General features: G+C 35.1%; 11 protein-coding genes and 1 riboswitch. Of the genes, 5 read left to right on the forward strand and 6 right to left on the reverse strand.

The features are described 5' to 3' along the window. Positions 1-215: 215 nt before the first annotated feature. Positions 216-1,238: a maltose operon transcriptional repressor MalR gene (malR, locus tag KI369_RS08810; protein WP_212955696.1), complete on the forward strand. Its 1,023-nt coding sequence runs from the start codon at positions 216-218 to the stop codon at positions 1,236-1,238. A gap of 13 nt (positions 1,239-1,251) precedes the next feature. Here the strand turns inward: malR and KI369_RS08815 are convergent, their stop codons facing one another. Together KI369_RS08815 and KI369_RS08820 are read right to left on the reverse strand one after the other, a co-directional pair. Then, positions 1,252-2,415, reverse strand: a complete 1,164-nt coding sequence (locus KI369_RS08815; protein ID WP_212955697.1) for an aminotransferase A — start codon at positions 2,413-2,415, stop codon at positions 1,252-1,254. 123 nt (positions 2,416-2,538) lie between these two features. Next, the gene (locus tag KI369_RS08820) at positions 2,539-2,739 is read right to left on the reverse strand and encodes a protein YkzT (RefSeq protein WP_000929281.1); all 201 of its coding nucleotides are present in this window, start codon (positions 2,737-2,739) and stop codon (positions 2,539-2,541) included. Positions 2,740-3,049: 310 nt separating this feature from the next. Between KI369_RS08820 and kinB the strand changes: the two genes are divergently transcribed. Beyond that, a complete protein-coding gene (gene kinB, locus KI369_RS08825; RefSeq protein ID WP_212955698.1) occupies positions 3,050-4,324 on the forward strand; it encodes a sensor histidine kinase in 1,275 nt (424 codons plus the stop codon). Between the two features lie 38 nt (positions 4,325-4,362). Here the strand turns inward: kinB and KI369_RS08830 are convergent, their stop codons facing one another. Continuing rightward, complete coding sequence (locus KI369_RS08830) at positions 4,363-5,112, reverse strand: DUF3967 domain-containing protein (RefSeq protein ID WP_000388475.1); 750 nt, start codon at positions 5,110-5,112, stop codon at positions 4,363-4,365. A gap of 236 nt (positions 5,113-5,348) precedes the next feature. Here KI369_RS08830 and nucA point away from each other — a divergent pair, with 236 nt between their 5' ends. Continuing rightward, entirely contained in the window at positions 5,349-5,783 is a 435-nt protein-coding gene (nucA, locus tag KI369_RS08835; RefSeq protein ID WP_000811502.1) for a DNA-entry nuclease, read from the forward strand. Positions 5,784-5,819: 36 nt separating this feature from the next. Then, positions 5,820-6,209: a competence protein ComJ gene (gene comJ / locus KI369_RS08840; RefSeq protein WP_212955699.1), complete on the forward strand. Its 390-nt coding sequence runs from the start codon at positions 5,820-5,822 to the stop codon at positions 6,207-6,209. 36 nt (positions 6,210-6,245) lie between these two features. Here comJ and metE read toward each other — a convergent pair whose 3' ends face one another. Continuing rightward, the gene (gene metE / locus KI369_RS08845; RefSeq protein ID WP_212955700.1) at positions 6,246-8,534 is read right to left on the reverse strand and encodes a 5-methyltetrahydropteroyltriglutamate--homocysteine S-methyltransferase; all 2,289 of its coding nucleotides are present in this window, start codon (positions 8,532-8,534) and stop codon (positions 6,246-6,248) included. Between the two features lie 128 nt (positions 8,535-8,662). Beyond that, positions 8,663-8,850, reverse strand: a riboswitch (cobalamin riboswitch). A gap of 355 nt (positions 8,851-9,205) precedes the next feature. Here metE and KI369_RS08850 point away from each other — a divergent pair. Beyond that, positions 9,206-9,637, forward strand: coding sequence for an NUDIX hydrolase (locus KI369_RS08850; protein ID WP_212955701.1), 432 nt, complete (start codon positions 9,206-9,208; stop codon positions 9,635-9,637). Positions 9,638-9,821: 184 nt separating this feature from the next. On the opposite strand, the gene KI369_RS08855 is transcribed toward KI369_RS08850, so the two are convergent. Together KI369_RS08855 and KI369_RS08860 are read right to left on the reverse strand one after the other, a co-directional pair. After that, positions 9,822-10,379 (reverse strand): PadR family transcriptional regulator, encoded by a 558-nt coding sequence (locus tag KI369_RS08855; RefSeq protein ID WP_212955702.1) that lies wholly within the window; start codon positions 10,377-10,379, stop codon positions 9,822-9,824. 161 nt (positions 10,380-10,540) lie between these two features. Further along, positions 10,541-10,897: RNA-guided endonuclease InsQ/TnpB family protein (locus KI369_RS08860; RefSeq protein WP_212955703.1), on the reverse strand; the 357-nt coding region annotated here is incomplete at its 5' end.

Below are 10,897 nucleotides of genomic sequence, written 5' to 3' on the forward strand. Positions count from 1 at the left end.
AAAGAGATTTGACATCATATATGAAAAGAAGTGAAATAAATAGTATATTATAGTATAGGAAAAAAGAGCTATATCCCTTACAATACATGGAGAGGGAGAATATGATAGGTTTTGCAAGATAGAATCAATGAAAGTGTATGACTTCTCCTATTACTTGCAACGGGTGCAAGATAAAATATATAAAATGGCAGAGAAGTGAAAGGAGGGGGATTTTTATGACAGTTACAATTAAAGATGTGGCGAAGAAGGCGAATGTAGCACCATCTACCGTTTCTCGTGTAATTGCTGATAATCCAAGTATAAGTGAAAAAACAAAGCGTCGTGTTCGGAAAGTAATGAGCGAATTAGGGTATCATCCCAATTTAAACGCAAGAAACCTAGCTAACCAAACAACAAAAACACTTGGTCTTGTTATGCCAAGTTCTGCAAGTAAAGCTTTTCAAAATCCGTTTTTCCCAGAAGTTATAAGAGGGATTAGTTCATTTGCACATGTGGAAGGGTATGCGCTTTATATGTCGACAGGTGAAACGGAAGATGAAATTTTTAATGGTGTTGTAAAGATGGTGCAGGGACGCCAAATTGGTGGCATTATACTTTTATATTCAAGAGAGAATGACCGGATTATTCAATATTTGCATAAACAAAATTTCCCGTTTGTTTTAATTGGGAAACCATATGATCGAAAAGATGAAATTACATATGTAGATAATGACAATTATACAGCTGCTAGAGAAGTAGCAGAATATTTGATTTCATTAGGTCATAAACAAATCGCGTTCATCGGTGGTGGATCAGATTTACTTGTAACGAGAGATCGTTTGGCTGGTATGAGTGATGCTTTAAAATTAGCAGATATTGTATTACCAAAAGAGTATATTTTACATTTTGATTTTTCGAGGGAAAGTGGTCAACAAGCCGTGGAGGAATTAATGGGGCTACAGCAACCACCGACAGCAATTATGGCAACGGATGATTTAATTGGACTTGGTGTGTTAAGTGCTCTTTCTAAAAAAGGATTCGTTGTACCGAAGGATGTTTCTATTGTAAGTTTTAATAATGCTTTGTTATCAGAAATTGCGAGTCCGCCCCTTTCGACAGTTGATGTGAATATATATCAACTAGGATATGAGGCAGCAAAAGCTTTAGTTGATAAAGTAGAGAATGCGGAGTCTACTGCGAAGTGTATTATTATTCCTCATAAATTACTGAAGCGTCAAACTTGCGATCACTATGCATAAAAAAGCTAAGAGTTTAACTCTTAGCTTTTTGTTGTAGAAAGGCCTCTAATCGATCACAGCCTTCTTTTAAAGTTTCGATACTATACGCATAGGACAAGCGAAGGTAGCCCTCACCATATTCAGAAAATGCTGTTCCAGGAACGACAGCTAGTCCAGCTTCTTTGACAAGGTCAATTGCAAAATCAAATGATGAAGATGTTAAATGACCAACATATGGGAATAAGTAAAATGCACCTGTTGGCTTTTCAACTGTTAAGCCCATTTGAATGAGTCTATTATATACGTAATCACGGCGTTTTTTGTATTGATGACGCATCATTTTTGGTGCATCTTTAGCAGCTGTTAATGCTTCAATTGCAGCATATTGAGCGATTGAAGTAGCACAAGTTACGTTATATTGATGAACTTTTAATATATGTCCTGCTAAATAGCTTGGTGCGAATAATAGACCGATACGCCAGCCAGTCATAGAATGAGACTTTGATAAACCGTTAATGACGATAGTTTTTTCACGCATTTCTGGGAAATGAGCGATAGACATGTGCTTTTGTTCATATACAAGTTCGCTATAAATTTCATCAGAAAGGACAAAAATATTTTTATCTTTTAAAACATCTACAATATCTTGTAGTTCTTCTTTTGATAAAGTTACACCAGTTGGATTAGAAGGATACGGCAAAACGACGCATCTTGTTTTTTCTGTAATGGCATTTTCTAGTGCTTCGGCTGTTAAACGGAAGCCCGTTTCACGAACATCGATAAAAATAGGGGTTGCGCCGCATAATCGAATAATTGGTTCGTATCCTGGATAAATAGGGGCAGGTAAAATGACTTCTGTTCCTGGCTCTAAAATCGTTCGGAATGTAACATCAATTGCTTCGCTAGCACCGATTGTAACGATGGTTTCGTTTTCAGGTGAATACTGTAAATCGTAGTTATCTTTTACAAAGTTACAAGCTGCCTTACGTAATTCTAATAAACCGGCGTTATGTGTATAGCTCGTATAATTTTCTGTAATAGCCCGTTTTGCCGCTTCTTTTACGAGAGAAGGTGTAGGGAAATCGGGTTGTCCAATTGTTAAAGAGATAAGATTATCATAGCTTTGAATCATGTTAGAGAATTGACGGATTCCAGAAATTTGGATATCCTTCACTCTAGGATTAATGAATTGTTCCATTGTATCTCCCTTTCTTCCGTTTGAAAATTAAGTTCATTTTACCATATTTTCTATGATTTCGCTTGCGTATATGTTATGTAGAAAGAGAGGGATAATAGAAAAAAAGCCGCTGTAAGCGACTTTTTAATATCCGTATTCCCAATCTATTTCATCTTCATTCCATAGTACAGAGGATACTTTGCCAAGGTGAACAACTGATTCATTCACAGCACATGTGCAATTTTCATCTCCTGTTTTATGCTGTAACTCTTCATATACTGATTTTTCAACATTTTCTAGAACGACCAAATTTTCTTCTTTTAAAACAAGCGTAGTACCCGCCATATTTATCTTCCTCCTACTAAAATAATGATCACTTATTTGTAAACATAGATAGTATGGATTATATGCTGTATTTTGCTATAGTTGTCCGTCTCATGAAGTATTTTTTTATTTTCTTTGTAATCCGTATTCATTGTATACTGCCAGGCAGAAATTTGGTACAGGGTTTACATTCATTTCGAAAATCTGTAACAATTATTATGTGATGTTAACAAAGAATTAACAAATATGTTAAGAAAAATCAAAATTTTAAAACAAATAAAGCCGTAAAATGATATAATCATATCAAAATACATATAGGGGATGACAGGCTATGGAGCTGATCCGTGATTTAATGATCCAAATTGCCATCATTATTTTGCCACTATTTTTATATGAAGCGATTCGCCTAAATCGTTATCAAGAAATGCCTCCGAAGCCGAACCGCTATTTTATTATGTTTCTATCTAGCATTACACTCGTTCTCTCCATGACATACTCTATTTGTTTTGGTGACATTTGTGGGTATAACTTTCACCCAATCCCAATTGTTAGTGGTTTTCTATATGGTGGGATTGTTGGTTTAATCCCAGCCGTTATTTTTGTTGCGTATGAATGGGCACTAAAAGGAATGAGCCTTCTTCCAGTAATAGAAGTAATATTTCTATCAATAGTTCCATTATTTTTATCAAAGAAATGGTCTCTATTTTCAAGAGATAAGAAGCTAATTTTAGCATTTATGATTTCATCCTTGTACGTACTTGTTTCTCTAGTGATTGGTATGATTAATGTTCTGTTAGAAACGGGGTTTACACCGCATATTTCGCACTTATATAGCGGATATATATTTGCTTCGCTTATTATGGTTATGACAATGGTATTTCAGGTGTACTTAACAGAATATTTAAATGAAAATGCAATACTACGTACAGAGATGCAAAAGTCAGAAAAGCTTAATATTGTAAGTGAGTTGGCAGCAAGTGTTGCACATGAAGTTCGAAATCCGCTCACTGTTGTTCGTGGTTTTATTCAATTGCTAGAAAGTACGGAAGATGTGAAGAATAAGGATTATATGCGTCTCGTATTAGCTGAATTGGACCGGGCAGAACAAATTATTTCAGATTATTTAAATTTAGCAAGGCCACAAATTGAGAAAAAAGAACACATTTGCTTATCAGCTCAATTGATAGAAATGACAACTCTTATGTCATCATTTGCAGCGATGCAAGGTGTATATTTGCAAGTTGAGATTTCTGAAAGTCTTTATACGATCGGTGATAAGACGAAATTGAAGCAAGCTATTATGAATGTTGTTAAAAATGGTATTGAAGCAATACAAGGAAATAAAGGATATTTAAAAGTAACGGCTATGCAAAAAGATGAAACGATTGTAATAAGAGTTAAAGATAGTGGCGTTGGAATGACGAAAGAACAGTTAGCAAGGCTCGGACAACCGTATTATTCTTTAAAAGAAAAAGGGACAGGATTAGGTCTTATGGTAACATTTAGTATTTTACAAGCACATAATGGTACGCTGGAATATAAAAGCGAAAGTGGGAAAGGGACTGAAGCGATTATTATATTGCCAGCTGTACGAAATAAGGAATAAAAGTTACCGATGGAAGGTAACTTTTTATTTTATATTGTTTATTCATTTGTTTTTTCTTGTTTTGCTCGGCTAAATAAGCTTTTAAATGATTGCAAGAAGCCTTGCTCTTTTGAGGCAGCGACCATTCTTTTTGTTTCTTGAATTTCGCGAATCACTTGCATAAGCTGTGCATCGCGGTTGCTGTCTTTATTATAAATTTGATTTACGAGTTTATTCATTTTTTCTTCTTGCTTAGATTCTCGTTTATACATATGATTCATTAATAAGTCCATCTTTTCTTTTTGCAGGGCATCTGTTTGAGCGGCATGATCTACTAACTCTTGTAGCATTTTTTCTTGAGAACCTTCTTTTACATAAACTTGTTGCATTAATTCATCAAGCTTTTCATCTTTCAAACGATTTTGGGTAATAAGGGTAGAATTTTGATGAATAATTGCTTCATTTAATTGAGCGAGCATTTCAAGTTTTAACATGAACTCCTCAAAGTTACGCCCATCTTCTTTTTCTTTCGGTTGTATCTCTTGCGTATCTTGTATAACTGGTACAGGTGGGGCCTCTTTTTCTTTTAAAATAATAGGTATCGTTTCTGAAATATCTTCTTGCAATGTAGCAGCTCTTTCATGTATAGATTTCAATAGTTTTAAATCATCCAATTTATAAATACGAGCATCAGCTGTTTTGGAAATCATATAACCATGTTCCTCTAACAGTTGACTATATTTGCGAACTATATGTTTTGGGATGCCTGTTTTATTCGTGACATCTTTCGTTTTATAGGTAGCTTCCATAATATTTCCTCCCCAAAAAGTATCGTATATATCATTTCAATCTTTTATGAGGACTTCCTTTGAAAAAGAATGTCGGAAGGTTATTAGTTTTCTACAGCATTAGTGAAAAGATGAAGAAAAATGAGAGTTTTTGGCGGAATGACGAAGAAGAGCTGAAATAATGTCTGAAAACATATACAGGAGAAGTTTGTTATAATAGCTGAGGAAAAGAAACTGGTAAAAGCATGGAGGTATACATGAAGCAACTAAAAGGTATTATCATTTCAATTATTGCAATTCTATCTATTGTAGTAGCGGTCTATGAAGTACTTGTTCCAGAGGAAACAAGTATTAAAAAAACAAATGCGTATGATCAAGTTCTAGAATTTCCGAAAGAGCGATATCCAGAGACAGGGAAACATATTACGGATGCTATAAAAGAAGGACATTCAGAAGTTTGTACAATCGACCGTGGTGGTGCTGCGGATAGAAGAAAATTATCGTTAGCTCCATACCCATCAAAAAAAGGGTATGATCGTGATGAATGGCCAATGGCGATGTGTAAAGAAGGCGGAAAAGGAGCACATATCGAATATATAAGTCCGGCAGATAACCGCGGGGCAGGATCTTGGGTAGGAAATAAGTTAGATAAATACCCAGATGGTACGCGTGTGAAATTTGACGTAAAGTAGTAGTTGCATATTTCATAATGAAGGAGAAGGGGAACGATGGAGTTAACAATTTCGTATTCGCAATTAATGTTGATGAACTATGACGGTGAGCAGCCTTACGTTGACTGGACAGATGAAGATTTTGAAAGAGGTTATGCGAAGGCGGATGGAACTGTTATTTTTGAAGCACTCTCTGATTATACTTGTGAAGTAAAAGTAACCCTAGGGAAACATATTGAGAAAGAAGAAGTGATTAGAACGGTTACAGTTCCTTTCACAGTTGAAAATGAATGTATCGTTGTAACAAGTATTCTTTCAAATAAATTTCAAATCCCTATTCCAAATGGTGAGTATACAGTTGTCTTACAAGCAACTCCTCTTGAAGAACCAACAGATGATGAATTATATAAAATACAATACGAATTCTTTTTTGAAAGTAAAGAATAAAAATGGGCTATCCTTTTGGAGGATAACCCATTTTTATTATGCGTTTGTTTTTAGTAGGGAACGAGCATCTTTTGCTGCTTGCACCATATGTTCTAGAGCTGGAATAACTTCTTCTGTTCTTCTCGTTTTTAAACCACAATCAGGATTAATCCAGAAATATTTAGGATCGCATACTTCTAAAGATTGTTCTACGATTTTATACATTTCATCTTTACTCGGTACACGTGGGCTATGAATATCATATACACCTAGACCGATGCCCTTTTCGTATGTTGTATGTTTTAATGTATCAATAAATTCTCCGTGACTTCTTGATGTTTCGATAGAAATCACATCTGCATCTAATGCGCGAATCGCGTCAACAATATCTTCGAAGTTACTGTAACACATATGCGTATGAATTTGTGTTTCATTTGCTACAGAAGAAGTTGCTAAAAGGAAGGATTGTACTGCCCATGTAATATAAGCGTCCCAATCTTTTTCTTTCAGTGGCATTCCTTCACGAAGTGCTGGCTCATCGACTTGGATTACTCGAATTCCAGAAGATTCAAGTAGTTCAATTTCATGACGAAGAGCTAATGCAATTTGATATGAAACTTCTTTTCTTGGAATGTCATTTCGAACGAAGGACCAATTTAAAATCGTAACAGGTCCAGTTAACATTCCTTTTACAACTTTCTCTGTTAAGCTTTGTGCATAAACAGTTTCCTTAATAGTCATTCCGTTAATAAAGGCTACATCACCATAAATAACAGGTGGTTTTACGCAGCGGGAACCGTATGATTGTACCCAACCGTTTTTAGTGAATGAGAAACCAGCAAGACGCTCACCAAAATATTCGACCATGTCGGTGCGTTCAAATTCACCATGTACAAGGACATCAAGACCAATTTCTTCTTGGTAACGAATCCATTTTTCTGTCTCTTTTTCAATAAATTGTTCATATTGTTCATTTGAAATAACACCGTTACGCCATTCTTTTCGCGTTTGACGAACTTCAGTTGTTTGCGGGAAGCTACCGATTGTTGTTGTTGGTAACAATGGTAACTCCAGGGCGACTTGTTGTAATTCGTATCGTTTTTCAAATGGAAGAGGACGTGAAAAATCTTCTTCTTTTAGTGCTGTTCGTGCTGCTTTGACATCTTCTCGGTTACGTGCAGCAGATGAACGAATTGTATGATGTACGTTTCGATATGTTTCCAGCTCATTACTAATGCTTTCTGTACCTTGAGTCAGAGCGGAATGAATAAGAACTAACTCTTCTAACTTTTGATTTGCAAATGCTAACGCATCAAATAGCTCAGTCGATAAGTGAGTTTCTTCTGTTTTATCGATTGGTGTATGCAATAAGCTACAAGAAGGCTGAACGATGAAATCATTCGTTTGGACTTGTTTTTGTAACGTTGTAAATAACGTAAGAACTTCATCAAGGTCAGCTCTCCAAATGTTACGGCCATCTATACAACCAACAGCTAAAGTTTTATCAGCCGGGAATCCATATTTTGAAATAGCATGTAGATTACCTTCTTTACCATGAACGAAATCTAATCCAATACCGGATACAGGGAATGTAATAATTTCTTCATAGTTTTCTTCTACACTATCAAAGTATGTTTGTAAAAGAAGAGCCGCATTTGGAACTTCTTTACGAATAGCTTCATAAATTTCTTTTGCTTGTTGAATTTCTTCTTTCGTTAAAGAAGCGAAAATCGGTTCATCAACTTGAATGACTTGTGCACCAGCTGCATGTAGTTCTGAAAGCAGTTGTACGTAAGGTGCAACTAACTGTTTTAAAATAGTAGTAAATTGCTCCTTTGTATAGCCTTTAGCTAATTTCAAGAAAGTATATGGTCCTAAAATAACAGGTTTTCCATCTACTCCTAATTCTTGTTTTGCCTCTTCATATAAGCGAAGTGGACGATTGTCTTTTAAAGAGATTTGTAATCCCTCTTCATATTCAGGAACGATATAATGATAGTTTGTGTTAAACCATTTTGTCATTTCAGAAGCTACGTGATCTTTAGAGCCACGCGCCATTGCGAAATATACATCAAGGTATGATGTGAACTCAGAAAAACGTGATGGGATAAATCCTAGCATATAAGCAGTATCCAAAACGTGATCATAATATGTAAAGTCGCCAATTGGAATGAGTTCAATCCCTTTTTCTTGCTGTACTTTTACGTGTTGAAGGCGAATTTCTTTCATCGTTGTTAAAAATTGTTCTTCATCGATTTTATTGGACCAAAAAGCTTCCAATGTTTTTTTCCACTCTCTTTGTAGTCCGATACGTGGATAACCTAAGTTACTTGTTTGAATTGCCATCTTAAATTCCTCCCTAATTGAAAGTAAGCATTTCCGTTTACTAGGAAATACCTATAACAAAAAGCATAAAGGCATAGAAAATAAGCCTTCCTTTTTGTTTTAACACCTCATCATCATCCGTGAATCTATCAGTGTTGTTAAAACAGGCAGGTCTCCTGACTTATGCTTCATATAATTTCTTTCACCTTCCCGTTTTCACAGTGGCACTACAAAGAAATCTCAGCATTTACAGTGGCGGGACCGTGTTGGAGTTTCACCAAGCTTCCCTTTTAAACACGAAACGAAATTTTCGTGTACCTATTTTCCTTTTGAAAGGAAGTTAACAAGCGATATGATATTGAAACAAATTCTAACACAATTTTTGGAATTTTGTCTACTGTTTTAAAATAAGAAAATTCTAAAGTTTTTTATTCTTACTATTTGGATTTTTCTGATTTTAAAAATGTGAAGGGTGGTCGAGAAATTGAAATGAAGTGCGATTAAACTTATAAAGAAGTGGGTATCTCTGTACAGAGAGAAGACGTCAGTTGTGTTATTTAACAATCGGTTCATGTTCTGGAACAAAGGAGGAGAGTGGATGGTTCATTTTGAAATAGTAAGTTATCACAGGGAAGAATAAGATTCCTGTATAAAGATAAATATACTAAGTTTATAGAAATGGGGAATTTCAATTGGAACAAAGTACACAAAATATTTATTCAACGCCAAAACATATAGTTTCAGCAGCGACAATTGTAATGAATGAACAAAAAGAAATTCTATTAATTAAGGGACCTAGAAGAGGGTGGGAAATGCCAGGTGGACAAGTTGAAGAAGGAGAATCTTTGAAAGATGCTGCAATAAGGGAGACTAAAGAGGAGACGGGTATTGATATTGAGGTTTTAAAATTTTGTGGAGTATTTCAAAATGTGAACCATTCAATATGTAATACGTTGTTTTTAGCTAGACCAGTTGGGGGTAAATTAACGACTACACCAGAAAGTTTGGAAGTAGGATTCTATCCTATAGAGCAGGCGCTGGAAATGGTGAGTTTTATGAATTTCAGACAAAGAATTGAATACAGTTTGGATGAAAAAAAACAACCTTTTTATATAGAATTTTAAGAAATAATCTTCCATTATGGGATGCCACTGATAATAAATCTTGTTATATTTTTAAGTGCAGTGAAGTATCTTATAGCGAAAATAAAACAAGCATCCCCGTCCTAAATTAGAACGGGATTATGCTTGTTTTAGGTTTTAAAATGAAATAACTATATCGCCTTTTTACGGTTTCTTTTTTACGAGTTTAACCTTCATCTATATCAATTTCTGAAAGTCGCCCTGCAATTGCATCTGTAAGGAGGGTGTTTAACCATTGTAATTCAACTGTAATATGTTCAATAACGCTCTGTAAAATATATAATTGTGCACGTGGGATTTGTCCTTTGCTACAATCATAAATAGCTTGCATTTTATGTAAATATTGAACGGTATCATTTTTCTTTTTTTCTAAAATAGGAACTAACTCTCGATCATCACCAAACTGAGCGAAAGAGAGTGCCGAATAAATCGGTTTATATATTTGATTTTTTGCCTCGAATTGTTTTAATAGTAACTTGTGAAATAATTGTTTACCTTCTTCAGTTATATGAAAGATTGTTTTATCTGGTCTATTCGTATCTCGAACAATCGTGGTAATACAAATTGCACCTTGCTTTTCTAATTGCTCGAAGGCGTAGTAAAGTGATCCTTTTGCATATTTAATATAACAATCCATTTGTCTTTCTTTCATTATGTGCTGCACTTCATATGGATGTTTATCCCCTTCGAGTAGCAAACCGAGAATGACTAATTTCATGCTCATTCTGTCTCAACTGCTACTAAAAATATAGACAAATGTATATTCTTAGAGTATTCCTGCTTCTACGTGCCCTGCCTCGCTAATCACTTGCTACTACAGTTTGCTGTGACACACTCCACAGGCGTAAATTCCGATGTAGCCCACCGTACATATATACAATCTATTTACGTTAGTATTGTATATTCTTTTGCTTGTAAAAGGTTGATCGCTGCGTTCAAATCTCTATCCATTACATTGCCACATTCACATGTATATACTCGGTCAGATAGCTTTAAATCCGCTTTCTTTTGACTGCAACATGAGCATAACTTTGACGATGGATAAAACCGGTCTACTTGACGTAATTCAATTCCATATTCCTCACATTTCGTCAAAAGCCACGTTTTAAAAGCAAAAAAAGACTGCTTGGCAATTGTTTTAGATAAATGTTTATTCTTCATCATACCTTTCACATTCAAATCTTCTACTGTAATAAACGTTGGCTTGGTTTTCACCACATTCGTTACAATAGACTTTACATA

Source organism: Bacillus sanguinis, from assembly GCF_018332475.1.
GTDB lineage: Bacteria > Bacillota > Bacilli > Bacillales > Bacillaceae_G > Bacillus_A > Bacillus_A sanguinis.

Bases quoted from the DNA above. Each gene is read 5' to 3' on its own strand.
- KI369_RS08820 (WP_000929281.1), bottom strand. From the start codon at position 2,739: ATGGCGGGTACTACGCTTGTTTTAAAAGAAGAAAATTTGGTCGTTCTA.
- metE (WP_212955700.1), bottom strand. From the start codon at position 8,534: ATGGCAATTCAAACAAGTAACTTAGGTTATCCACGTATCGGACTACAA.
- KI369_RS08815 (WP_212955697.1), bottom strand. From the start codon at position 2,415: ATGGAACAATTCATTAATCCTAGAGTGAAGGATATCCAAATTTCTGGA.
- kinB (WP_212955698.1), top strand. From the start codon at position 3,050: ATGGAGCTGATCCGTGATTTAATGATCCAAATTGCCATCATTATTTTG.
- nucA (WP_000811502.1), top strand. From the start codon at position 5,349: ATGAAGCAACTAAAAGGTATTATCATTTCAATTATTGCAATTCTATCT.
- KI369_RS08855 (WP_212955702.1), bottom strand. From the start codon at position 10,379: ATGAGCATGAAATTAGTCATTCTCGGTTTGCTACTCGAAGGGGATAAA.
- KI369_RS08830 (WP_000388475.1), bottom strand. From the start codon at position 5,112: ATGGAAGCTACCTATAAAACGAAAGATGTCACGAATAAAACAGGCATC.
- comJ (WP_212955699.1), top strand. From the start codon at position 5,820: ATGGAGTTAACAATTTCGTATTCGCAATTAATGTTGATGAACTATGAC.
- malR (WP_212955696.1), top strand. From the start codon at position 216: ATGACAGTTACAATTAAAGATGTGGCGAAGAAGGCGAATGTAGCACCA.